This is a genomic window from Synechococcus sp. RS9907, from assembly GCF_014279615.1.
Classification (GTDB): Bacteria; Cyanobacteriota; Cyanobacteriia; order PCC-6307; family Cyanobiaceae; genus Parasynechococcus.
Genome location: NZ_CP047944.1, coordinates 2,089,919 through 2,113,283 on the forward strand (window position 1 = coordinate 2,089,919; position 23,365 = coordinate 2,113,283).

Here is a 23,365-nt window from a genome sequence, read left to right on the forward strand (position 1 = left end):
ATTCATATAGCCCCCTCCGAAAACAACGGGATCATCGTAGGTACTTCACCGAAAAACGATGATTGAATTTCAAGGTCGTGATGGCGAGACGACGAATAGACCTGGGTATTATCTCTTGCATTAAAAATCGATAACCTTAAATCATACCGTCCAGACCTCAAAGGAATAGACGAGATAGAAAGATGCAGCACCTGGACTTCACTTTCCTTCAAAGAAAGTCCACCAGGGCAAGACAGCCTTGATTCAGCAGTTCCAACAATCTCACCTGTAGATAACGAAAACAAACCGACTCTGACATGGACAAAGCTTTCTGTGCGCGCAGTTAATTTTAATGCTATGCGCAGAGGATCTCCGGTATTCAAATTTTCAGCATCTAAGACCTCTGAATTTACATCATAAAAAAAATCTTGGTCGCAATATGTCGCCTTGTTCGATGTGGACCCCTTAGCATTAAAAGAGTCAGCGTAGCCAGAAAGAGCCTCGGACACATTTCCTTGATAGGCTTGGCTACCATGCGACAAAAGCAGTCCTTTTGTACAAATGCGACCAATATGCTCTAAAGAGTGACTAACAAATATGACCGCTGTGTCTTTTCGCATCTTATCTATTTGCGAATAACATTTCATTCGGAACTGAAGATCTCCTACAGCTAAAACCTCATCTAATATAAGCACATCTGGATTGAGTGCTGTCGCGACTGCAAACCCCAGCCGAACCTGCATTCCAGAACTGTAACCTTGCACTGGAGAATCAATAAAATCACTGATCTCGGCAAAGTCAACTATTTCATCCAACTTTTCCCTAATTTTAGATTCACTAAGGCCCAAAATTGAGCCAGCTATTTTAACATTTTCTCTGCCCGTCAGTATTGGATTAAACCCCGCACCCAAAGCGATAAGACTTCCTGTTTGACCATAAACACTGATCTTTCCTGTATCTGTTTTTATCAACCCATTCAGCATACGCAGAAGCGTGGTCTTACCCGCCCCATTTCTACCGATTAATCCCAGGCACTCCCCCCGCCTCAGCTCAAAACTCACATCCTTCACCGCCCAGAACTCATCCTGCCGCAGCTGCACATCAGCGCTGCTCTGGGGTAGACCACTCCCTCCGCCATGGCGGCGGCCAGCGATCTCGCTGCCCAGATCCTGCAGGCCATACCAAAGCGAACGCTTAAGGCTGCGGCAGAACCGCTTGCTCACGTTCTCCACTCTCACCAGGACATCGTCAGTCATCTCAGGCACTCATCCGTTCGATCAAAATGGGCATCGCCAACCGGTACAGCATCCACACCAGCAGCAGCAGGATCGCTGAACTGCCCACCGCCAATGCCCACTCAGCCAACAGCAACGGCGGCTGGCCAGTGAACCAGGCGCGGGCATTGAGAATCAGCGGCGTGAGCGGGTTGAGCCGCATCAGTTGAGCAGACCAGCCCGAAGTAGCAAGGGGGAAAACTACCGGGCTCAGGTACATCAAAAACTGGGTGATCAGCGGGATAGCGCGGCCGATGTCCCCATAGAGCACTCCCAGAGGCGTGAGCAGCAGGCCCACGGCCGTACCGGTGAGCACCAGACTGAACAATCCCAACGGAATCAACAGCCCCCCCCAGCCCGGATGCACCCCAAGAAAAGGGAGCACCAACAGCAGAATCCCCAGCTTGATCGCAGCATTAAAAAGGGTTTGATAGACCCCACTCAGAATCAATGCTTCCCGGGGGAAATTGATCTTGGCCAGCAGGGCCTTGTTGGCATTCACCTGCTGCAGCGGTGCATTGAGCGCATCAATCAGGATCGACCACAACAGCGTGCCGGTGAACACAAACACCGGATAGGGAACCGGCGTGGCGCCCACTTGCACCACCTTGCTGGCGCTGAGGAACAACCACACGGCCGTGGTGGAGAATGGAATGATCAGGGCCCAGAGCACCCCCAGCACACTCTGGCGGTACTGGGCGCTGATGTCTCGAACAGCCAGGCGCCAGGCCAGTTCACGGCCAGCCCAAAGATCCTGCACCATCTCTTGCCAAAGTTTCCCAGGGTGAGCAAGCGGACTTTCCGGCGTGTAGGTGCGGGTGGGGAGTGTCGGCACAGTGGTCATAGGCAAAGTCAATGACCTCCTGATGCTGCAGCCTGCAGCAGCTGTTGAAAGTAGGCAATGGTGGGCTCAAGCCCCTGCTCCAAAGAAACACTGGGCTGCCAGCCCAGCTCCCGTTGCGCCAACGCGATCACCGGCTGGCGCTGAAGCGGATCGTCCTGCGGCAATGGCTTTTCGATCAGTTCGACCTGCGGATTCACCTTGGCGCGAATCAGTTCCGCCAACTGACGGATCGTGAACTCGCCGGGGTTGCCGATGTTGATCGGACCGCAGTGATCACCGTTCATCAGCCGGATCATCCCTTCCACCAGATCATCCACGTAGCAGAACGAGCGGGTCTGGCTGCCATCGCCATAGAGGGTGAGCGGTTCACCCCGCAGTGCCTGCACAATGAAATTGCTCACCACGCGTCCATCATCGGGGAGCATGCGCGGACCGTAGGTGTTGAAGATGCGCATCACCCGGATTTCGGTGCCGTGCATGCGCTGATAGTCGAAACAGAGGGTCTCGGCGATGCGCTTGCCCTCGTCGTAACAACTGCGGATGCCGATCGTGTTCACGCAACCGCGGTAGCTCTCCGGCTGGGGATGCAGCTCCGGGTCGCCATACACCTCGCTGGTGCTGGCCAGCAGCAACCTTGCCCCCACCCGCCGGGCCAGACCCAGCATGTTGTACGTACCGAGAAAGCTTGTTTTGGCTGTTTTGATCGGATTGAACTGATAGTGCACAGGCGAAGCCGGGCAGGCCAGATGCCAGATCCGGTCCACCTCCAGCTTGATCGGTTCCGTCACGTCGTGCCGGATCAAGTCAAAGCGCGGATGGCCGATCCACTGGCTGATGTTCGCCTTGCGGCCGGTGAAGTAGTTGTCGAGGCAGATCACCTCTTCGCCGGCATCCATCAAGCGATCGCAGAGATGGGAGCCGAGGAAACCAGCGCCGCCGGTGATCAGGTTGCGGGTAATGGAAGCAGGCATCGGATCAGCTCTGGTGAAGGTGTTGGTGCCAAGCCCAAGCATGTTCCAGGATCCTGTTCAGTTCGGGGTAGCGCGGCTGCCAGCCCAGCTCCTTGCGGGCTTTCTCAGCCGATGCCACCAGCACCGGGGGATCGCCGGCACGGCGCGGAGCCACATGGGCCAGCAGGCCCCGGCCCGTGACGGCCTTGGCCGCATCGATCACCTGCTGCACCGAATAGCCCGTGCCATTGCCGAGGTTGAACACATGATGGCCGGCATCGGCGAGCAGCTTCTGCAGCCCCAACACGTGAGCATCGGCCAGATCGGAAACATGGATGTAATCGCGGATGCAGGTGCCATCGGGCGTTGGGTAGTCGTCGCAGAAGATCTGCAGATAGGGCTTGCGAGCCAGCATCACATCGAGCAGCAGCGGGATCAGATGGGTTTCCGGGGTGTGGTGTTCGCCCAGATCAGCGGCTGGATCGGCGCCGGCGGCGTTGAAGTAACGGAAGATCACGCTGGGCAGGCCGTAGGCCGTGCCGAAAATGGTCTTCACAGCTGGCCCTCCCCAACGGTCCATACATTCAGTCCCGCTGCGCGGGCAGCGTTGGCATCGGCCTTGGCACGGGCATCAAACAGCCAGGCCGGCTGGCGCATCAACGCAGCCACAGCCGGCCAATTGATCTGGGCAAAATGCTGCCATTCGGTGAGCAAGAGCAGGGCATCGGCGCCCGTGGCCGCTTGTTCCACATCGGGCACCTGGTGCCAGCGTCCTTCGCCGGCCCCTGAAGCCTGACCAAGATCCTGCGCCAACTGCTGCTCACTCACCTTGGGATCCACGATCTGCAGGATCGCACCCTCCTCCAGGAGCTCCTTGCAGATGCGGATGGCCGGTGATTCGCGGGTGTCGTTGGTGTCGGCCTTGAACGCAAAGCCCAGCACGCCGATGTGCTTCCCGCTCACCGTGCCGAACAGCTTGGTGATCAGCACATGGGCGATGCGCTGCTGCTGCCACTGGTTGAGGCTGACCACCTGCTCCCAGTAGGCCGCCACCTCCTCCAGGCCGTAGTGGCGGCAGAGATACACCAGGTTGAGGATGTCTTTCTGGAAGCAGCTGCCGCCGAAGCCGGGGCCAGCTTTGAGGAACTTCGGTCCGATGCGGCTGTCGGTGCCGATCGCTCGCGCCACCTCCTGCACATTGGCTTCCGTGGCCTCGCACAACGCCGCGATGCTATTGATCGAACTGATCCGCTGCGCCAGGAAGGCATTGGCGGTGAGCTTGGAGAGCTCACTGCTCCAAAGGTTGGTGCGCAGAATCCGCTCCTGGGGCACCCAGCTGGCGTAGAGGGCGGCAAGGGCTTCGATCGCAGACGGATCGTTCCCGCCGATCAACACCCGATCCGGCGCCTCCAGATCAGTGATGGCGCTGCCCTCCGCCAGAAACTCAGGATTGGACAGCACAGAGAAACGGCGCGAGCCGCCGTTGGGGTTGGCAGCAGCGAGGATCGCCTGCACCGCCTCGGCGGTGCGCACCGGCAGGGTGCTCTTCTCCACCACGATCGTGTGGCCGGTGGCTGCTTTGGCCACCGTACGGGCGCAGGCCTCCACCCAGCGCAGGTCGCTGGCCTGGCCAGCCCCGATCCCCTTGGTTTTGGTGGGGGTGTTCACCGAAATGAACACCATGTCTGCCGCGGCGATGTGCTCCTCCACAGCGGTGGAGAAGTGAAGGTTGCGGCCACGGGCGCGAGCCACCACGGCATCCAGCCCCGGCTCATACACCGGCAGCTGGCTGAGGTCGGCAGCGTTCCAGGCGTCGATCCGCGCCTGGTTGATGTCCACCACCGTCACCTGCACATCCGGGCAACGGTCGGCGATGACCGCCATCGTTGGCCCGCCGACATAACCGGCGCCGATGCAGCAGATGGAGGTGACTGTTGGGCTGGAGCTGTCTGGTGGCATCGAAATGAGGCGGGCGTTCAAGCGAATAAGTCGTCGGAGATTAAGGGCTGAACACCCTCTTTAATCGTGATCAGGGGATGCCGTGTTCAAGGCCTACAGCCGAACCAGCTCCTGGCTCAGATGCTCGCGGAACAACGCCACCGTGCTCGCCAAGCCATCCGCCAAAGGGATCTGCGCACGCCAGCCCAGCCGCGCCAGGCGGCTCACGTCCAGCTGTTTCTTTGGGGTGCCATCGGGTTTGCTGGTGTCCCACAGGATTTCGCCTTGGTATCCCGTGGCCTGCGCCACGGCTTCCGCCAGCGCGCGAATCGTGAGATCCACGCCCGTGCCCACGTTGAGGAAGGGGGGATCGCCCGGCCCCGGTTGCCAGTGTTGAAGCGCGAAGACACAGGCCTCACCGAGGTCATCGGCGTGGAGGAACTCGCGTAGGGGCGTGCCACTCCCCCAGCAGGTGACGGTTGGGGCATCGGCTTCCGCAGCTTCGTGAAAGCGGCGGATCAACGCCGGCAGTACATGGCTGTTATTCGGGTGGTAATTGTCGCCGGGCCCGTAGAGGTTGGTGGGCATCAGGCTGATCGCATCAAAGCCGTGCTGCTGGCGAAGGGCTTCGCAGAGCTTGATGCCGGCAATCTTGGCGATCGCATACCACTCATTCGTGGGCTCAAGAGGCCCAGTGAGCAGCGCCTCCTCCTTGATCGGCTGCTCGGCGAACTTCGGGTAGATGCAGCTGCTGCCCAGAAACAGCAAGCGCCGAACTCCCGATCGCCAGGCCGTTTCGATCACATGGGTCTGAATCTTGAGGTTCTCCAGCAGAAAGTCCGCCGGGTAGCTGTTGTTGGCCTGGATGCCGCCCACCTTCGCAGCAGCCAGCACCACCACAGTGGGTTGCTGTTCGCTGAACCATCTCTGCACAGCCGCAAGATCGAGCAGATCCAGTTCCTGGCGGCTTGGTTTGAGCTGCTGCTGGTAGCCGGCGCGGTCCAAAGCGCGGCTGATGGCACTGCCCGCCATGCCCCGGGCACCGAAAATCGCGAAACGATCGTTCGAGTTAATAGTGCTCATTCCCGTGCCCCCACCACAGCAAAACCCTTGCGCTTGAGGTAAGCCTCTTTCTTCGCTTCCTCCACATCAGCCGCAACCATCTCAGCCACCAGTTCCTCCAGGGTGGTCGTCGGGGTCCAACCCAACTTCTCCTTGGCTTTGCTCGGGTCACCAAGCAACGTCTCCACCTCAGCCGGTCGGAAGTAACGCGGATCGATGCGCACCACCGCAGCACCAGTATCGCCTCGACGGCCCACTTCAGTGGTGCCCTCACCCTCCCATAACACCTGTCCCCAGCCCAGCTGCTGCGCTGTCAGCTCAATGAAGCGACGTACGCTCTCCTGCCGGCCGGTGGCGATGACGAAGTCTTGGGGCTGCTCCTGCTGGAGCATGAGCCACTGCATTTCAACGTAGTCGCGGGCGTGGCCCCAATCGCGAAGCGAGTCGAGATTGCCCATGTAGAGGCAATCGTCCAGTCCGGCATCCACCCGCGCCAGGCCGCGCGTGATCTTGCGCGTTACAAACGTTTCACCCCGCCGCGGACTCTCATGGTTGAACAACACCCCGTTGCAGGCGTACATCCCATAGCTCTCGCGGTAGTTCACCGTGATCCAGTAGGCATAGAGCTTCGCCACCCCATAGGGGCTGCGCGGATAGAAGGGCGTGCTCTCCTTTTGAGGGATCTCCTGCACCAAGCCATAGAGCTCGCTGGTGCTGGCCTGATAGATCCGCGTTTTTTCGGTGAGCCCCAGGATCCGAACCGCCTCCAGGATCCGCAGCGTGCCCAGCGCATCGCTGTTGGCGGTGTACTCCGGGCTCTCAAAACTCACCGCCACATGGCTTTGGGCACCGAGGTTGTAGATCTCATCCGGCTGCACCTGCTGGATGATCCGGATCAGATTGGTGCTGTCGGTGAGGTCCCCGTAGTGAAGGGTCAAGCGCGGATCGCTTTCATGCGGATCCTGGTAAAGGTGATCGATCCGGCTGGTGTTGAAGCTGCTCGCACGCCTCTTGATGCCATGTACTTGGTAGCCCTTTTCCAGAAGCAGTTCCGCCAGATAGCTGCCGTCCTGCCCGGTGATGCCGGTGATCAAGGCAGTTTTGGCGGCGGGGGTGGGCATGGGGGTGAGGGGAGGTGCGGGGGTGTCGTTGAGGGGTTCAGGTTGAAGCCTGCGGGAGGTTCTAGACGGCTTCAGATCATCTCGCGGAAGCTTCACTCAGCGAAAGTGGCCCTTCAGCAAGCCAGAACAACCTTTTCAGCGTTCAGCCACGCAGGAGTGGACACACGACGACTGCCGTAACAGCAGTGGACGGGAGCAGAGCTCGACCGCCTCGACTGATGTTGTGACAGGAGTTTGCCATGGATCGATCGCATCGATTGCCACGGACACAGGAGAAGCAGATGCGCCAGCAAGCCAGACAGAGAGAGACAGAGAGAGAGAGAGAGAGAGAGAGAGAGAGCGAGCAAATTGACACGACTACGCGTCAATTACGCAACGAAAACGTGTCACACCGAAGTAAATGCGGCTTCGGCCTGTCGTGCAGTTCAACCACCACAACGCTGGGCACTGCAACAAGCGCAAGAAACCACTCGGACTTGAAAGGCCTAGACGCGCTGAAAGCCAGCATTACCGGTAACCATGACGGCATGAGGCCGTGGATGCCAGCAACTGCAGGAGGTGGTGCAGCAGGTCGGGTCAATCGCGACGTTGAACCGTGGCCAAGCAGGCAGCGAAGTCATCAGCGTCCTAAAAATCAAGCAGGGCCTTCGCCAGGGATTCGAGCGGCTCCAGGGGGAGGGCCTGGATGCGGGCTGGGAATGAGGGTTATCTCCGCGAGCCGAAATCTCATTGAAATTAGTGGGACGACTTTCACTCCCGGGATAGACGGAAAAGAGTCAGTAGGTGTTGATCAAGCGAAACAGGGTCCAGATCTGCACCAGACCGCCCAACGGCTGACTCACCGCATTGATCGCATCGCTGGCCCGCGCCAGGGTGCTGCGGTTCACCTTCACCGAATCACCGTCCCGCAGCGGAGGGTTCTTCTCGTTCGAGGCTCCTTCTTCCAGGTCAATCCGGAACTTTTTGAGGGTGGCGCTGCCATTGCGGTTGATCCGCACCAACTCCACGTTGCCGGTGCTAGCCCGCCAGTTCTTCGGGCCACCTGCGGCCAACACCGCTTGTACCAATGGCGTATTGGCCTGCAGTTGAACCGAGCCAGGCTTCAGAACCTCACCGATCACGTTCACGGAAATCACCTGCGGCGACAGATTTACAGCCGCCAACTCCATAGCTTCCTCAGGGGTTTCCTCAGCTTTAGAAATTCGAATCGTGTCTCCATCAAAGAGAAAGGGGTTCTGGCTTTGATTGCCATCCAGGACCAGATCCAGCAGATCCAGCTCCGTCTGCTTGTGACTGAGCTCGCTCTCTGTTCCTGGCAGACGGCGCTGCAGCACCACCCCCCTCAAATTGGCGTTCTGCGTGATCCCGCCGGCCTTCTGAATTGCATCCACCACCGTAGGCAAACCGCTGATTGTGTTTACAACTCCTTCAGCTGTTGAAGCTTCGCTGGTTGTGAGTGAATAAATGCCGGGGCGTTCCACCTGCCCCACCAAGGCCACACGGATCGGGCGCGGTTTCACCACCCGCAGCTGCAGATCAGGCCGCAGCAACTCTTCGCTCAGCAGCTGCTGCACCCACTGCGTCGCCTGCTGCAGCGTCAAGCCGCTCAGCCGCACGCTGCCCACCAGCGGCAGAGGCACACTGCCGTCGTTCAACACCTCAAGGGAACCAGACAGCTCTTTGGCGTCAAACAGCTTCAGATCCAGCACATCGCCGGGGCCGATGATGTAAGCGTCCTCCTGAAGCGTGGACACGGACTGATCTGTCGGCATTGCCCCGACGGGCAGCACGGCAACTCCCATGGCCAACGTCAACGCCAGGGATCGAAGAACAGGCATCGAGGCTCTTGTCAGCCGGAATGAGTTCGCAAGTGTCCCATGCGTTCTTGGAAAGACGAGCACTGCGGGTTAAGTTGCGAATCCGTCACGTTGTACTGAATGTCGAATCTGGTGGCCGCTCCGGGGCAATCACCGGATTTCGAGCCCCGCACCATTGAGGCCGTGCGGGTGAGGGATCTAGGTTCAGCAACTGTCGACAATCTTTCCGATGACGATATTGATTGGAGAGAGCTCTGGCGAGCCCTGCTGCGCCGCAAAAAACTGGTAACGGTTGTCGCTGGAGGCGTGATCGTATTGGCGGCTGTCAATACGGCATTCCAACGGATAACTAGTCCGGTGTATCAGGGTTCTTTTCGGCTGTTGATCACCGACCCGTTCAACAGCAAAAACGGGGGAAGCGGCGTGGGTGGAACGGTATTTGAAAGGTTGGCCATCAATACCACCAGCAACGACACCCCAACCTTGATCGAAGTTCTCCGGAGTCCGTTGTTGCTTCGACCGCTTGCCGATCAATTCGATCTTTCGGCAGATGATTTAAGTCGACGCATTTCCATCAAGACCCGTAGCAAGGAATCTAAAGGGGTTCTGATAGTGAATCTCACCGGCCGCAATCCCAGTGAAAGTCAGCGCCTACTTAAGGCCCTGAGCAGCACCTACCTCCAAGCAGCCCTTGAGGAGCGTCGGCGACGTTTATCCGATGGCCTCGCCTTTTTGAACAAGCAGGCACCATCACTTCAGAGCAAGGTCGATCAAATCCAGGGAGAACTGGCCGACTTCCGCACCCGATATTCACTGCTGGAGCCCACCGCAGAAGCAGGTGCGTTGAAATCACGGGAAACCGACAAGGCCGCCATGGTTCTTGAGCTGGAAGCCGAACGCAGCCGTTTGATCAAAGTGCGAAGCGAGATCTCTCGTGGCACCCTGACAGCTCGGGGCTTCCAGGAAGCCATTGGTTCCAGCGGAGGTCTCACCGTCAGCGATGTGGATCAGAGCCTTCTGCAACAGCTGCTCAAAGTGGAAACAGAGTTAGCTGGGGCTCGCTCCAGATACACCCCCGGATCCTCAATGGTGCAAGGCCTGGAGGAACGCCTCAAGCAGTTGAGGCCGCTGTTGCGTCAGAACCAGCTGGAAGCTGTTGATGCCGCCCTCAGCTTGAACACCGGCCGATTGGCAACCGCCCGCACCCAGCAAGCCACCCTTAACCGGCAGTTCCTGCAACAACCAGGCCTGATCAAGCAGTACGAGGCTGTACAGCAGCGTTTGGGTATCGCCAAGCGAAATCTTCTAGGGCTCGAATCAGCTCGAGAGAAATTCCAATTGGAAATGGCCCAGCGCACGGTGCCTTGGCGCGTGATCGCAGAACCGACATTCAACCCCAATCCGATCAAGCCATCGGTTCCCAAGAACCTGGCCCTTGGCACCGTCCTGGGCCTGGTGGCCGGCGCTGCAGCCGGTCTGCTGCGCGACCGGATGGACCACGTGTTCCATCACCCCGGCGAAGTCAAAGACGATCTCGGCCTGCCTCTGCTCGGATACATCCCCCACGTGGACTTCTTCAAGGGGGTGCGGGAAGACAAACGCTTCCTGTTGCAGGATCTAGACAAATCGGTGACCTCAGACTCTGACGATGATCCCGCTACCGCCAAAAAGCGCCGTTATCAGCGTTTTTTCTACCAGGAAGCCTTCCGCAACCTGTTCACCTCGATCCGCTTCCTCAACAGCGATCAGCCGCTCCGCTCCATCGCCCTCACCAGTTCGCTGCCGGCAGAGGGCAAGTCGCTGATCAACGTGTTGCTGGCGAAGACCCTCTCAGAGATGGGCCAGAGGGTGCTTTTGATCGATGCTGACTTGCGCAAACCACAGATGCACGTGCGCCTCGGCCTTAACAACCTCAGCGGCCTCAGCAACGTGCTCACGGAAGATGACCAGACCTGGCGCGATGCCGTTCAGAGCGTGCCTGGTTACGACAACTGGAGCGCGCTCACCGCCGGCCGCCGGCCGCCCGACCCCACCCGCCTACTCAGCTCCAACCGCATGCGCGCGCTGGTGAACGAACTGGTGCAATGCGGGCAGTTCGATCTAGTGCTGTTTGACACGCCTCCTGTGCTTGGTCTGGCTGATGCAGCCTTGGTAGCTGAACACTGCGATGGTCTGATGCTGCTGGTGAGCCTGGATCGCGTCGATCGCTCCTTACCCAAGGAGTCCGTCTCCCGCATCCGCAGCAGCGGTGCGCCACTTCTGGGCATCGTGACCAACGACCTTAAGCCGCAGAAGCAAAGCCATTCCTATGGCGATGAGAAGTATGGATATGGGAAGTACCGCTACGGCAACTATGGCTATGTCTATGGCGGTTACGGCGGCTATGGCTACGCCGCCTACGACACCTCCGCTGCCTACGCCTACTACGCCAATGACGAAGAGGAGACCCAACCCGGTGACAACGGCGATTCAGCCGCAGCCGTGACAACCCGCAAGCGCCGCAGCCTGCAGCCCTCAAACAACGGCAGCGGAACAGACGGCGACAAAGCCCCGAATCTGCGCGATCGTTGGCGAGCCCAGCTTCAACGACTGATGACGTGGCTGGACAACTGATGCAACGCTCACGTTATTTCCGCATCGACTGGGTGCTGGTTGATCAACTCGCCATTGGGCCAGCCCCTCGCTCTGAACGGCACCTCGATCGTCTGCATAAAGCCGGAATTAACTGCGTTCTAAGCCTCTGCTCCCATGACGAAGCCACACCACCTTCAGGATTGGGAGAAGGATTCCGAACCAGTCTTTATGTGCTGCCGGACCATCGCGCCGGACGTTTGCCCACCCTGGATGAACTGAAAACAGCACTGGGGCACCTGGCTGAACTGCAGCAACACGGGCCTGTCTTCGTGCACTGTGTGGCCGCAATGGAGCGATCACCCTTGGTTTGCCTGGCCTGGCTGGTGCGTCAACACCGCATGACTCCCGAGAGGGCCCTCGATTACCTGATGCAACAGCATCCTGGGACCAATCCGTTGCCAGGGCAGTTGAAATTGCTTCATGGCCTGCATCAAGAACTCCTCACACAGATCAAGCGCTGATTCAAAATGCGAAGCCTAATTCATAGTTTTCAATGGTACAAAGTGGCACTGACTGCATCCCTTGCCCTGGTTCATCCCAGCGCTGATGCACAAACCTGGCAGCGAACCACCGAGCCGAATGATCCATCTCCTCTGAAATGGAGCTTGGTGAACCAAACAACAGATTTAAAAAATCAAGGAACACCAAAATCAGCCCCTGTTCCACAGTGGAAAGCAGTGGAACCAGCAGAAGTCATTCACGCTGAGACAGAGTCCGAGACATCAGATTCAGACGTCGTTGTTGTTGATCTGCCTAGCGGCACCACTTTCGCCAACGACAGGGCCCTTTGGCGCGATGACCAGTGGCATCCTCAGATCAGCAACACGGTGCCGATTGGTTTTGGCCCCAAGGGGGTTATGGCCAACATCGGCATCTCTGGCATTGATTGCACCGCCAGTGGCATCTGCACCCAGCCCGAAGACTGGGATGATTACCAACGCCAACTGGAAGAATTCGGTGAGGCTCAGGCCGACATCGCCCTGGGCTTCGGTGATGCCGAAAAACTCTTTGGCATCACCCTCACAGGATCCTTTGAAGAAACAAACCTACCAATCGGTGATCGGAACACCAACGAAGACAAGAATATTCTCAGTAATTACTATTTAGGGGTAGATCTCTCACGCAACATCGGCCCCGATACCGCAGTCAGAGTTGGTGTCAAAAACTGGATTGACGTCAAAGAATGTGGTCTCGATTGCGGGTTTCCCAAGAGTGCCTACGGGGTAATCAGCCAGCGCTTCCGTCTCAACCCGAATCAAAACAGCTGGTTTCCCAATGCCTATCTCACCGCCGGGATGGGCAATGGCGAATTCCGGCCCCTAGACGAGCAAGTGCGCTCGTCGATCGCAGCCCAACGGTCCGCCGGCTGCTCCACCTACGGATATCTCGCCGATAAGCCCTGCAACAGCGACACCCTCCGCAGGGCAGTCCTTGATGCCGCCAACTACGGCCAGCTGACCCCCATTGGGGCTGCCGCCATAGAGGTTTACCCCGGCCTTAATGCCATTGGGGAATGGAGTGGCCGCAACCTCAATCTTGGCTTCAGTGTGCGGCCATTTGAGGATTTCGGCCTGGTGTTCACCTCAATGTGGAACAACTTGCTCCAAAACTGCGACTATGGCTGCAAAGTTGATGTCCCTGATTATCCGGAGGGTGCACCGATTCCCGACAACATGACCACCGAGCGGGCTGTTTGGAGTTTCCGCTTGTCGCTGGATATGAAGTTCTGAATTCAAGCCCCCCTGAACACTTCAAAGTGCGATTTCAGGGCCACATCAATCGATAGTGGGGCCGCCAACGAACGCTGTAGATCCGCCCAAAGCTGAGGCTCACGGCAGATCCGCTCCATCTGCTCCTGCAAGGACGCCGAAGAATCGGGGGAGAAGTGCAACCCGTCCAGACCATTGCGCACATGCTCAGCCATCCCCCCCAACGCGGGCACCAGCAGCGGTCGTCGGCAAGCCAGTGACTCCTGAATCACCACCGGTGCATTCTCCAGCCAACGCGAGGCCATCAGCACCCAGCCCACACGCCCCATCAACCGGGGAATTTCCTCCTGGCGATAGGGCCCGGGACAAGACACATGATCCCCCAGCTGCGCCAACAGGTGCTGCAGCTTGATGGCATAGGGATCTCGCCGGGGGATCCTCTCCTCCAGGAGCCTCTGAACCGGTCCATGCACCACCAACCGGGCCTCGCTCTGGCGTCGCACCAGCCCAAGCATCGCCTCCAGCACCAGATCCAGGCCCTTCGCTTCCGTGCAGTTGCCAAAGAACCCGAACACGCTGTGCAATGCACTTTCATCCCGTAACAAAGAGGGCGGCTCTGGCTGGAGATCCGCAAGACAGTTGGCAATCACCTCAATCCGTTCCGGGGCAATCCCCCAAGCAACAAAGCAGTCCTTCACCACCCGGCTGGGTGAAATGAAGCAGTCCACCTGATCGATCAACAGCTGGATCCGGGCTGAACGCAGCAGCAGCAATTCACTCGAAATCTCCGGCAGGCACTGCCGACACCCCAACGGCGTCGGACCCTGGCAGTACAAGCCCTCACGGGTCTTGAGCTGACCGTTGAACGGGCACAGCAACAGAAACTCATGCAGGGTGTAGACGATCCGGGCCTGCGGGCACCAATCCCTCAACCGCAGGATCAGATCAACGCCCAGATGCATGATCTGATGAACACTGATCACCTGAGGCTGCAGATCACACACAAGCTGATGCAACGGACTACCGTTGAGGAGAGAACAGGCCGATTGATACGTCAGCCAATCGCTGCTGGCCTTGACCAACCACTCGCTGCCAGCGGTGTCCGCGGCCGAGCAAGGCCGAAGATCCTCTCCCTCCTGGAAATGCTCGGCTGGTGCTGCCGCCAGGAACACACTGCGCCAAGCTCCCTGCCGCAGCAGCTCCCCATGCAGGGCATAAGCCGCATTCTCACCACCCCCGGGCCGGATGGCCGGGTGGCCATGGCTGAGCACCAGCACTGTTGATTGCATTCCCATCACCCCCCCAGGAACGCTTCAACCGCCTGCTGCCAATACGGCCTGCTTTGGCTTGGCAAACTTGGCGTTTCATAACCAGATGCCAACGTCACCAGGGGTGCGCTGCTGATTTCACAAACATTGGTCGATGCCACATCGGAGGCCTCCGAACCCAGCAACAAATAAGCATCCATCCGATCCACCGGCTGTCCCAAAGCGGTCTGCAGTGGAGGGCGGCCTCCATCAAACAGACCCGGCGGCAGCTCGCTCAACCCCGCTGACATCTCTGCCAACCAATCGCTGCTGGAGGTGAGCACTCCAGGGCCCAAAAAAGCAAAGCGCTCCGCCGCACTCCACCGCCGCACCTGCCGCACCATCTGGCTCCAACGAATCTCCGGACCTTTCGACAGCAACAGCGCCGAGGGCAGCGACGCCAACAGATCACTCAGAAGATCAAAGAGCAGACAGCCTGAGTAGCAACAGCTGACACCGTCCTGCACAGCCACCACCAGGCGGACACCGCCGGACTGCACGGAGGGGTAGCGGCGTAGGCGATCCAGCTGAAGCCTGGCCATCACCGTGGAGTTCAGACACACCAGCAGAACCGTTTGATCGGGCTGGAGCTGCTGCAGGCTCTGGAGCTGCACGTCGGGATCTCCCGCAGGGGCCGCGCGACGGCGTTGCCACAACACCCGGAACGCCTCGCCGAGATCCCGCTCCATCAAGCCGTCGATTCTGGTGACCGGCGTGTGAAACCACTGGCAGGAATCCAGCAGGCGCTCGGCAACCACTTGATAACCCTCCTCCCGGAGATCCAGTTCCTCCAACGAAAAGACCTCAGCACCGATTGTCAGCTGAAGAGGGGTCGCATCCACCGATCGCTCCACGATGCGGAAAAATCCGAAATCAGGACGGCGCCCAGAGCACCACTCCAGCGCCTCCTGCACATCCGGCCGTCGGATCCGTACTGGACCAAGCGGCAGAGACATGGCCGGTCCGTTCGGCTCCGCCAGGCTGAGAGAGGCGGAATCGGCAAGATCCGAACACCAGCCCACCAGCACCAGATGCCTGTCGCTGATTCGCAGCACCGCGTCCAGATGCCCTTGCACAGGTTCATCGACAACAGGCCGCTCCTGCAGCGGTTGATCCTCGGGAAACGCTTGCCACTTCAGACCGGTGGTCACCGCATGAAAGGCGATGCCCAGGGGGTTCTGGGTTGAGAGGAAAGGGTCTTCCGGGTGGCGCTCCAGGTAATCGCGAACGTCGATGCGCGCCAGCGGGCTGGCCACTGTTTGCGGTGGTTCCGTCACTTCCCCAGCCTGGCCCGCCAGGGCAAGCAGATCCGGATGGGGCGGCAGGCCGCTGAACTCCAGCAAGCGCACCGTGGCCCGTGCCAGCTGCTGGCGGTTGCGGTCGTAGGCCTCACCATCAAATTCCAGAGCCCGGCGCTGGGCCCGCAACGGGTCGGCCAGTAGCGGCGCCAGCTCAGGTTCATCGGAGCGGATGCAAGGCAACGCCATCTGCTGCGCCAGCTCTTCAATGCGGCTGTCGGTGGCGATCAGCAGGAAGGGCGTCATCGCCAGCATCGCCACCTGGGAGCCGTGGATCCGGGCGCTGATGCAGAGGTCACAGCCGCGCAGGAAGGCCACCCAGGCGTCCAGATCGCAGAACATGTGCAGCCGCTCTTCAGGCAGCCCCAGCTGGCGACAGGCCTCGAGGTCCGTGAGGTCCTGCAGCACCACATGCACCCGTGGGTCCTTCGCCAACTGCGCGAGATGCTTCATCAACACTGCATCCCCCAGCTTGTTGCTGGGCAGTCCGAGGGCAATCCGCTCCAACCCCACCTTGCGCTGGCGTTCCGCCGCCAGACCCGCGACCATCGCCCCGTGCTGGTGGTCGGAGGAGATCATCAGGCTGGGGCAGCCCAGAGATTCGATCAGGGCATGCCTCAGCGACGGGGTTTGGCGCAACAGCGCCCGAGTGTGCTGGCCCCGAACCGTAATGAAACCTGAATGCTCCAATAAACGATGAACCAGCTCAATCTGAGCGGGATGGAGCTCAGGCAAGCGCTTCCCCTGGCTCTCGAGCCTCCCCTGAAAGCCCAGCCCCATCACAAGAATCGGACAGGAGAACAGATCACAGAGCTGCGTCAGGAAGCGAGTCTCGTTCTGAATCTGGCCGATGGCTTCGTACTGTTCGCGACTGCGCAGCAGGTTCGCCACCGGATAGATCACCAGTGCACTGGAAAGCACCTTGCGGCAGGTCTCGACATCCAGGCGGCTGAACAGATCAAGGCCTGCAGGCAACGTCACCAACTCATAGCCTGAAAAATCGACGATCCGCTTTTGAAGGGCATAGCGGAACAGCAGATTGCCGGTGTTGTCGCCCAAATAAAGCAACATGTCCTGGTCATTTTCGCAGCCGTGGGACTGCTCCACCCCGTAGAAAACTGTTGCGATCGGTTTCACCGGTCCACCTCCGCAGGGGAGTTATCACGGGCGATGTTCAGGGGCTGGCGCCAGGCCACGTCCCCATCGGGCCAGTCGCTGAGCAGCGGCGTGTAGTAGGAACAGCCCTCAAAGAAATAGTGGGTCACCTGGCTCCATCGCGTACGTGCCGGGTCGATCACCGCGGAACCTCCGTGGATCAGATTCGCAGACCAAATCAGGGCCTGTCCCAGTTGAGGTGTGAACTGCTGGCGTTCAAGACCGTAGCGATGCTCTGCTTCAGTCCAACGGTTGTGAAAGATCCGTTGATCTGGTGTCACACCCGGTTGTTGCAATACACCCACATCACGACACTGAAGATACGGGAGACGGTGGCTGCCGGGCAGATACTCCAAGGGGCCGGCATGTGGATGAATCGGCTCAAGCGCAACCCAGATCCCGCACATAAAGCCGGGCGGTTCCGTGTGGAAATGCACCGCATCGCTATGAATATGCTGCTGAGTACCCACTGGAAAATTCAACGTCTGGAAAGCAAAGGGCTCACGCCCCCAGCAGCAGCGCAGCAACTGCTGCAACTCCGGCAACAGCGCCAGTTCCCTCACAGCAGAACTGTTCCGCCAAGCATCCTGCAGGCGCAGATCACCCTCGCCTCCTTGAGCTCGCCAGGCCACAAGGTCGAAATTCTCCCCCAGGTCGGTCTTGATGCGCTCGGCGAGCGCTGCAATGCGATCGTGCCCGAGATCCACCACGGTGAATCCCTGATCACAAAGCTCCTGCGCCTGGATTTGAAACGGCTCGAAATCACCGGGCTCCTGATAGAGCGGCAACGCCTTGGCCGGGGCTTGAATTTTGGGGACCGTCCTCAGAGCATGACGAAAACCAAAGTCAGGGACCAAGGATGCATCACCCGGCGCATGTGCCTGGCGATAGCCCCGTGATTCAACTGCAACACCAGTCCATCGCTCCAGAGCGTGGGCCAGTGTCCCATCCACCTGCCCTGCTTCAGGTTCAAAATCATCCAAAGACAGGTCAAAATTCAGCAAAGGCAAAAGTGCATCTGTTTTCGCAAAAAACATACTGCCTGCGGGAAAATGACAACCCAAAAGAGAAGACGTTGGAACTGAATTCAGAGCCGCCAGATGCTGCATCCAAGCAACATTGTCAGCAAGATTCAAACTCATCGGCAACAAAGTGCCCTGCGGTGTAACCACACCAAGCTCATCCGATTCCTGAAAATGTTCGAATAAGGCAGGTGACAATAGAGAGCTCTCCATGTGATACGCCCATGCCCCTCCAAAATTCATGTGCGTGGATGCTTTGGTATGCAGTTTCAGAACACATCCATGGCCGACCTCAAGGATTGCGGGCAACAGATGAAGCACAAAAGGGGCAAAATCGCGACCACGATTGGGAACACCAAACACACGCACCCGTGGCCAATTCAGCCGGCGAATGCATTCCGCCGCCGTCGCGAGCTGATGGGATGGAGTACTCACATACAGATCCAATGGCGGCCACCCTTCTTGATCGCCGCCCGGGGGCAGTTGCTGAAGGATGGACGCCATGCGATCGAGATAAAAACCATGAATGGCAATCGCGAGATGACTGGGGTGCATCACCCCCCATTGACGCTCTGAGTCTGATCTTTCCCTGAGATTCTGGGGTTGGCAGGTCGTCGTAGATGACGTTTGTTCGGGACCCCACCAGCGCTGATGTCCGACCCAGGAATCAATCAGAACCGTTGCGTCTTCTTCTCCATTGACCTGCAAGGCACTCCAAGCGCTTTCCAACTGCAGCCACGCTTGATACATCTCGGCATCTGCCGCAACAAAAGCATCCATCTGATCCAGGTCGAGTGCTCGCACCGCAGGCAACAACAGATCAGGATGTGCTCCGCGGAAATGGGCGCGCTTGAGGAACCATGCGTAGTTCAAAAGGCCATTGCTATCCGCAGGCGGAATCCAACCCGCCAAGCCACAAAACTCTTTCTTTGCACAGGGGCCGAAAACCGCCACTTGGTGTAGCCCCAGATGGTCCAAGACCGCAACCGGAAACTCACCATCCGGCCGCACCAGCAGCATTGGGCGCCCCTGAAATGTCGCCCGCGAAGGATGGAAGAGTGCCTGATCGAGAAGATCGAGCGGACACTCCAACTCGAGCAACTCCAAGCAGAGCTGCATCGAAGCCGGCCAGTCGCTCAACAGCCTTAGCAGATCAGAAACAGTGTTCTGCTGAACCGGCAAAAGCCAGCCCTGAATCCCAAGGGTCAGCGCATCTTCGGTTTGCTCAGGCAGAGCGGCCAACTCCTCGGGGAGCACTCGGCACAACCAGCGGGTCATCAAAGCTGGAGGCAACAGCCATGATTCCAACACTGAAGCAGCAGAAATGGCGTTCTGGTGGTGCCCCTTTCCACTCCTGACCGGTGTCCTAGAACAACTTCGCCAAGAAGGGTTGAGGCGTTGGACACAAACACCTGAGCACTGCCCCAGCGATGGGATTCTCGTGGTACCCCTGCCAGAAGACGTCCTCTTGGCCTGCACGACCCGTACAAAGACATTTCAGCTGAATCAAGACGACCTGCGTGCAGGGTATGAGGAGCTCAAGCACTGGCATCAAACAAGGCGGCTTTCTCTGCGTTGTGATCTAAAAAACACTGAGTCAACCCATCCCCATATCAAGGGGTTGATTCAGGCACTGAATCGCACTCATCCCGACATTTTGGAAACTGCCTATCGGCTTCGGGGAGAGCCAGCGCCAATATCAGACCCGAATCTCGACCCCATTGCCGCATGGTGTGACTTTGAGCAGGCCAGAAGTCAAACCATTGCCCTTCAACACCAACTATTGGAGCAATACCAACAGCATCAACGCTCCAGCCGAACCCTGATCAGCCATCTGATCTCCAGGATTGAAGCGACGCAAGCCATGCAACCTGTGCCTCTAGAGCAACCAGATGATCCTGAATGGACGAATCAATGAAACTCCACTCCGGATCCTCCAAAGACAGGCGGCTGCGGATCAGCTCATACACAGCATGTTCCAAGGGCAAAGATTCAGGATATTGCGTCCAAAGATCAAGCAAGAATCCCATGTCTTCACGAGCATTCAGCAGCTCAGATTTAACATATTCATCTTCAAGTTTTCGCCGAAAACTTCCGGCGTAGGACAGCATTCGCTGGCAATTGCTCTCCATGCGCTCATCTCCACCTGCAAGCAAAGATTGCCAGATAGCAATTGCCTCTAAAGACTTACCCTGAAAAAGCAGTGCACGGGCTTCACAATCTGCCAACCAGGGGTCTACCAACTCAGCCCTACGCGCACTAGCAATCAGCAGATAAGCATCTTCATATTTTTCTTGAGCGAGGAGAGCGTAACCAACACTCAATATGGCCCGAGTCAACTCCTCAACATTCCACGAAACAGACGACAAATAATGATCCACACCCAACGAACTCCAAGTTCGCTGCATGGACACATATCCAACCAAAGTCAGCACAGAACAGGCATCTGCTATTGAAAGAGGATAATCTGTGAATCGTTACTCGTTATTGAAAAGTCTGATCTGTGGTGCTGGATGTCTCTACGGCTGAAGAGCTCATCCAAGAGCATCGTTGGTTGGATGCAGAATCCACCCTTGTTGAAAATCTTCAAGGGGAACCTGTGGCGGTCGACGCCAGGGCTGCATTGGCCCGCGTCAAGCTCGCCCTCGGGAACCCCAACGCTGCTCTAGAGCTGCTGAGCCCTTGCAGGGATCACATCCAGTGTGCGGGGCTGTACTGGTGCGCAAGGGTGCGCGTCGCCACCACCAACCACCAGGCCGCAGCCACGGTGCATGAAGCGTTGCAGACCAGCGCCATGCCCGCCCATGTGATTGAGGAGTGGAGAATGATCACCTCCGGCTTGATCACTGCTGGCTGGCACGACGAGGCCCGGGCCTGGCTGCTGGCGCTGGGTCCCTGGGCCAATGGGCTGTCGCTCGAGCCCTACTGGAATGGCACGCAGAAGGCTCGCGATCTGCGCGATGGGGGTCTGGATGCGCTCACGGCCCGAGCGGTGCTCCATCCCGCCCCGTTCTTCCAGACCAAAGCCAAGCAGCTGAACCGCCAGATCACGCAGACCTGGCTACAGGGGCTGCCACCACGCCCCAACCCATGGCCGGGGCCGCGTCGCCGCTGGCTGCTCTGCGGCGACCGCGGCTTACCGCAGTGCTGGCTCTACCGGGTGCAACAAAAACAGGAGCAGCTGAAAGCGCTCGGCGGCCAGGCCCAGCTGCTGGAACGCCAGGAGCTCCAGCAGCTCCACAACAGCACCAGCCTGGCGGCAAGGCTGCAGGGCGTGGAGGGGCTGCTGATCCAGCGGCTCAAAGCGGAAGCCTCAGTGATCGAGCTCATCGCCGAAGCCCGGCGTCAGGGGATTCCCGTGGTGGTGGATCTGGATGATCTGTTGTTCGACCCCGAGCACGCACCACCACCGCTGGCCAATTACGCGGGCAGCATCACGCCCGAGCAGCACCGCCGCTTCCAGGCCACCCAACCGCAGCTCGAGGCCACCCTGGCGGCAGCAGATCTCCTGTTGTTCAGCACCGCGGAAATTGCCGAACGCTGGCAGCGTTACCGCCGCGCCAGGGACATCCCGTCTGTTCCGGTGCAGCTCTGGCCCAACCTGATTCCAGCGCCCCTGCAGGCCGCCTGGCGCCAGCCCCAGATTCGGCAGCTCCGCCAGCGCAGCGGCCGGCTGCGCCTGGTGGTAGCCAGCGCCAGCACCCCCCACCTTTTGGCCTGGCACCAGCAGTTGGTGCCCGCCCTGGTGGAGCTGATGCAACAGCACCCCCGGCTGCAACTCGATCTGTTGGGCAGCGTGCCCTTGGCGGCCCCGCTAGAACCGTTCCGTCAACGCATTCGTTGCCGCGGCCACAGCGACTTCAGCACCTACCTCCAACGCCTGGCGGAGGCCGACATCGGCCTGATGGTGCTGGAACCCGGGCCCTTTACCGATGCCAAGAGCCCCAACCGCTGGATGGAATGCAGCCTGATGGGCCTAGCGACGGTGCTCAGCCCAATCCGCAGCTGCACCGACCTGCTCGAACACGGCGTGCACACCCGCTTTGCCAGCCAGCCTCAGGACTGGGTGGAACAGATCAACCAACTGCTGCGCCATCCGCGCCAACGGCTGCAGCTGGTGCAGCAGGCCCAGCAGCTGGCGTGGCAACGGCTGAGGCAGGAGCACGCGGCCGCGCTCTGGGCCCCTCTACTGCAGGCCCAAACCCGTGCACCCCGACGGGTGCTGCTCGTGAGTGAACAGATCAGCGGCGCGCCTCTGGATCCCCCCGATCGGCTGGGACGGGATCTGCTGCGCAACCTGCTGCAACCGCCCCAGCAGGCGGTCGATTGGATGGTCCTGGGCCCACCAGACCAGCAATCGATAACGGCCATCGGACCGACGCGCCACTGCTGGATCGCACCGGCCCCCGACCTCAACGAACCGGTAAAGGATTGGCTGATGACCCACCCGCCGGCCCTGATCCACCTGCTAGGGGCAGGACCCCTCGCCAGCACCGTGGCGACAGTGGCCCGCAGCCTTCAGATCCCCACCCTCCTGCATCTGAACGGCAACGCCGCACTGGCCGCCAACTCACTACTGCAAACGGTGACGGGCTGCCTGAGCGCCTCCCCCGAACTGCTCCAGTACGCCGAGGCGGCCGGAGCCAGAGTCCACCCGCCCCTCGTTCTGCCCTGGCAGCCGCGATCGCGCCACCAGCAGCAACCGCGCGATCAACCGCACGTGCTCTGCCTGGCCGATGGGCACTGGAGCAGTGGCCTGCTGACGCTGCAGGAGGCACTGCAGCGCAACGAGGCGCCGGCCGTGCGGCTCACCGTGCTGCTTGGCTCCCCAAAAACACCCCGCCCACAACCCCAGCACTGGGGGGGCAGTGTTGTGGACTGGTGCGCGCCGGCCACTGATCAGGAGCTCGAGGCGCTGCTGGCCCACCAGGACCTGCTGGTGATCGCCGATCAGGTCCATGCCGATGACCTCCGCCTTGCCCGGGAGTTGGTGAGCGCCGGGCTCTGGTTGATCGCCAGCAGCAGCAGCAATGCCGCCAAGCTCCTGCAACTGGCCCCCTGTGGCACAGCCGTTCCGGCACAGGATCCAGACGCCCTGATCCAAGCCCTGCAGCACTGGCGGCAGCATCGCCCCAGCCCGGAACCGCTGCTCAGCTTCCCCAGCCTGGAGACCGATCTGGCCCAGCAACTCGCGCCGATCCATTCAGGCCTACGGCTGGAGAGTCCCAAACAGACCGGATAAGTTATGTCCACTG

The 23,365-nt window shown here is 59.3% G+C and carries 16 protein-coding genes and 1 pseudogene; 4 read left to right on the forward strand and 13 right to left on the reverse strand.

Features of this window, described 5'->3' with window-relative positions:
• Positions 1-2: 2 nt before the first annotated feature.
• The 9 genes and pseudogenes from SynRS9907_RS11500 to SynRS9907_RS11540 form a co-directional block, all read right to left on the reverse strand.
• Positions 3-1,235 carry an ABC transporter ATP-binding protein gene (locus SynRS9907_RS11500; protein ID WP_188021088.1) on the reverse strand — a complete coding sequence of 411 codons (1,233 nt, stop codon included), beginning with the start codon at positions 1,233-1,235 and terminating at the stop codon, positions 3-5.
• 1 nt (position 1,236) lies between these two features.
• On the reverse strand, positions 1,237-2,097 hold the full coding sequence (locus SynRS9907_RS11505) for an ABC transporter permease (RefSeq protein ID WP_188021089.1): 861 nt from the start codon (positions 2,095-2,097) through the stop codon (positions 1,237-1,239).
• 8 nt (positions 2,098-2,105) lie between these two features.
• Entirely contained in the window at positions 2,106-3,068 is a 963-nt protein-coding gene (locus tag SynRS9907_RS11510) for a UDP-glucuronic acid decarboxylase family protein (RefSeq protein WP_188021090.1), read from the reverse strand.
• Between the two features lie 4 nt (positions 3,069-3,072).
• Positions 3,073-3,591, reverse strand: a pseudogene (locus SynRS9907_RS11515) (NAD-dependent epimerase/dehydratase family protein); the annotation flags it as partial.
• Positions 3,592-3,599: 8 nt separating this feature from the next.
• A complete protein-coding gene (locus SynRS9907_RS11520) occupies positions 3,600-5,006 on the reverse strand; it encodes a nucleotide sugar dehydrogenase (RefSeq protein ID WP_188021092.1) in 1,407 nt (468 codons plus the stop codon).
• Positions 5,007-5,099: 93 nt separating this feature from the next.
• The gene (locus tag SynRS9907_RS11525) at positions 5,100-6,068 is read right to left on the reverse strand and encodes a GDP-L-fucose synthase (RefSeq protein WP_188021093.1); all 969 of its coding nucleotides are present in this window, start codon (positions 6,066-6,068) and stop codon (positions 5,100-5,102) included.
• Positions 6,065-7,168 carry a GDP-mannose 4,6-dehydratase gene (gene gmd, locus SynRS9907_RS11530; RefSeq protein ID WP_188021094.1) on the reverse strand — a complete coding sequence of 368 codons (1,104 nt, stop codon included), beginning with the start codon at positions 7,166-7,168 and terminating at the stop codon, positions 6,065-6,067. Before gmd ends, SynRS9907_RS11525 begins: the two co-directional genes overlap by 4 nt.
• Before the next feature lie 627 nt (positions 7,169-7,795).
• Positions 7,796-7,855, reverse strand: a complete 60-nt coding sequence (locus SynRS9907_RS14180) for a hypothetical protein (RefSeq protein ID WP_188022469.1) — start codon at positions 7,853-7,855, stop codon at positions 7,796-7,798.
• A gap of 89 nt (positions 7,856-7,944) precedes the next feature.
• Positions 7,945-9,006, reverse strand: a complete 1,062-nt coding sequence (locus SynRS9907_RS11540; RefSeq protein WP_255445904.1) for a polysaccharide biosynthesis/export family protein — start codon at positions 9,004-9,006, stop codon at positions 7,945-7,947.
• A 99-nt stretch (positions 9,007-9,105) separates the two neighbouring features.
• Here SynRS9907_RS11540 and SynRS9907_RS11545 point away from each other — a divergent pair, with 99 nt between their 5' ends.
• The 3 genes from SynRS9907_RS11545 to SynRS9907_RS11555 all read left to right on the forward strand — a co-directional run bounded on the left by SynRS9907_RS11545 (position 9,106) and on the right by SynRS9907_RS11555 (position 13,349).
• Positions 9,106-11,598 carry a tyrosine-protein kinase family protein gene (locus SynRS9907_RS11545; protein WP_188021095.1) on the forward strand — a complete coding sequence of 831 codons (2,493 nt, stop codon included), beginning with the start codon at positions 9,106-9,108 and terminating at the stop codon, positions 11,596-11,598.
• Complete coding sequence (locus SynRS9907_RS11550; RefSeq protein ID WP_188021096.1) at positions 11,598-12,080, forward strand: dual specificity protein phosphatase family protein; 483 nt, start codon at positions 11,598-11,600, stop codon at positions 12,078-12,080. Before SynRS9907_RS11545 ends, SynRS9907_RS11550 begins: the two co-directional genes overlap by 1 nt.
• A gap of 144 nt (positions 12,081-12,224) precedes the next feature.
• A complete protein-coding gene (locus SynRS9907_RS11555; protein WP_223157661.1) occupies positions 12,225-13,349 on the forward strand; it encodes a hypothetical protein in 1,125 nt (374 codons plus the stop codon).
• 2 nt (positions 13,350-13,351) lie between these two features.
• On the opposite strand, the gene SynRS9907_RS11560 is transcribed toward SynRS9907_RS11555, so the two are convergent.
• The 4 genes from SynRS9907_RS11560 to SynRS9907_RS11575 all read right to left on the reverse strand — a co-directional run bounded on the left by SynRS9907_RS11560 (position 13,352) and on the right by SynRS9907_RS11575 (position 20,524).
• Complete coding sequence (locus SynRS9907_RS11560; RefSeq protein WP_188021098.1) at positions 13,352-14,623, reverse strand: glycosyltransferase; 1,272 nt, start codon at positions 14,621-14,623, stop codon at positions 13,352-13,354.
• A complete protein-coding gene (locus SynRS9907_RS11565; protein ID WP_188021099.1) occupies positions 14,623-17,070 on the reverse strand; it encodes a polysaccharide pyruvyl transferase family protein in 2,448 nt (815 codons plus the stop codon). Before SynRS9907_RS11565 ends, SynRS9907_RS11560 begins: the two co-directional genes overlap by 1 nt.
• Positions 17,067-19,352, reverse strand: a complete 2,286-nt coding sequence (locus SynRS9907_RS11570) for a rhamnan synthesis F family protein (RefSeq protein ID WP_188021100.1) — start codon at positions 19,350-19,352, stop codon at positions 17,067-17,069. Before SynRS9907_RS11570 ends, SynRS9907_RS11565 begins: the two co-directional genes overlap by 4 nt.
• A 584-nt stretch (positions 19,353-19,936) precedes the next feature.
• Entirely contained in the window at positions 19,937-20,524 is a 588-nt protein-coding gene (locus SynRS9907_RS11575) for a hypothetical protein (protein ID WP_188021101.1), read from the reverse strand.
• Positions 20,525-20,616: 92 nt separating this feature from the next.
• On the opposite strand from SynRS9907_RS11575, the gene SynRS9907_RS11580 reads away from it, so the two are divergent.
• Positions 20,617-23,352, forward strand: a complete 2,736-nt coding sequence (locus tag SynRS9907_RS11580; RefSeq protein ID WP_188021102.1) for a glycosyltransferase — start codon at positions 20,617-20,619, stop codon at positions 23,350-23,352.
• Positions 23,353-23,365: the final 13 nt, after the last annotated feature.

What these genes read in the sequence shown, in the direction of transcription:
- SynRS9907_RS11540 (WP_255445904.1), bottom strand. Translation starts at nt 9,006, where the DNA reads ATGCCTGTTCTTCGATCCCTGGCGTTGACGTTGGCCATGGGAGTTGCC.
- SynRS9907_RS11510 (WP_188021090.1), bottom strand. Translation starts at nt 3,068, where the DNA reads ATGCCTGCTTCCATTACCCGCAACCTGATCACCGGCGGCGCTGGTTTC.
- SynRS9907_RS11505 (WP_188021089.1), bottom strand. Translation starts at nt 2,097, where the DNA reads ATGACCACTGTGCCGACACTCCCCACCCGCACCTACACGCCGGAAAGT.
- SynRS9907_RS11550 (WP_188021096.1), top strand. Translation starts at nt 11,598, where the DNA reads ATGCAACGCTCACGTTATTTCCGCATCGACTGGGTGCTGGTTGATCAA.
- SynRS9907_RS11520 (WP_188021092.1), bottom strand. Translation starts at nt 5,006, where the DNA reads ATGCCACCAGACAGCTCCAGCCCAACAGTCACCTCCATCTGCTGCATC.
- SynRS9907_RS11545 (WP_188021095.1), top strand. Translation starts at nt 9,106, where the DNA reads ATGTCGAATCTGGTGGCCGCTCCGGGGCAATCACCGGATTTCGAGCCC.
- SynRS9907_RS11500 (WP_188021088.1), bottom strand. Translation starts at nt 1,235, where the DNA reads ATGACTGACGATGTCCTGGTGAGAGTGGAGAACGTGAGCAAGCGGTTC.
- SynRS9907_RS11560 (WP_188021098.1), bottom strand. Translation starts at nt 14,623, where the DNA reads ATGGGAATGCAATCAACAGTGCTGGTGCTCAGCCATGGCCACCCGGCC.
- SynRS9907_RS11525 (WP_188021093.1), bottom strand. Translation starts at nt 6,068, where the DNA reads ATGAGCACTATTAACTCGAACGATCGTTTCGCGATTTTCGGTGCCCGG.
- gmd (WP_188021094.1), bottom strand. Translation starts at nt 7,168, where the DNA reads ATGCCCACCCCCGCCGCCAAAACTGCCTTGATCACCGGCATCACCGGG.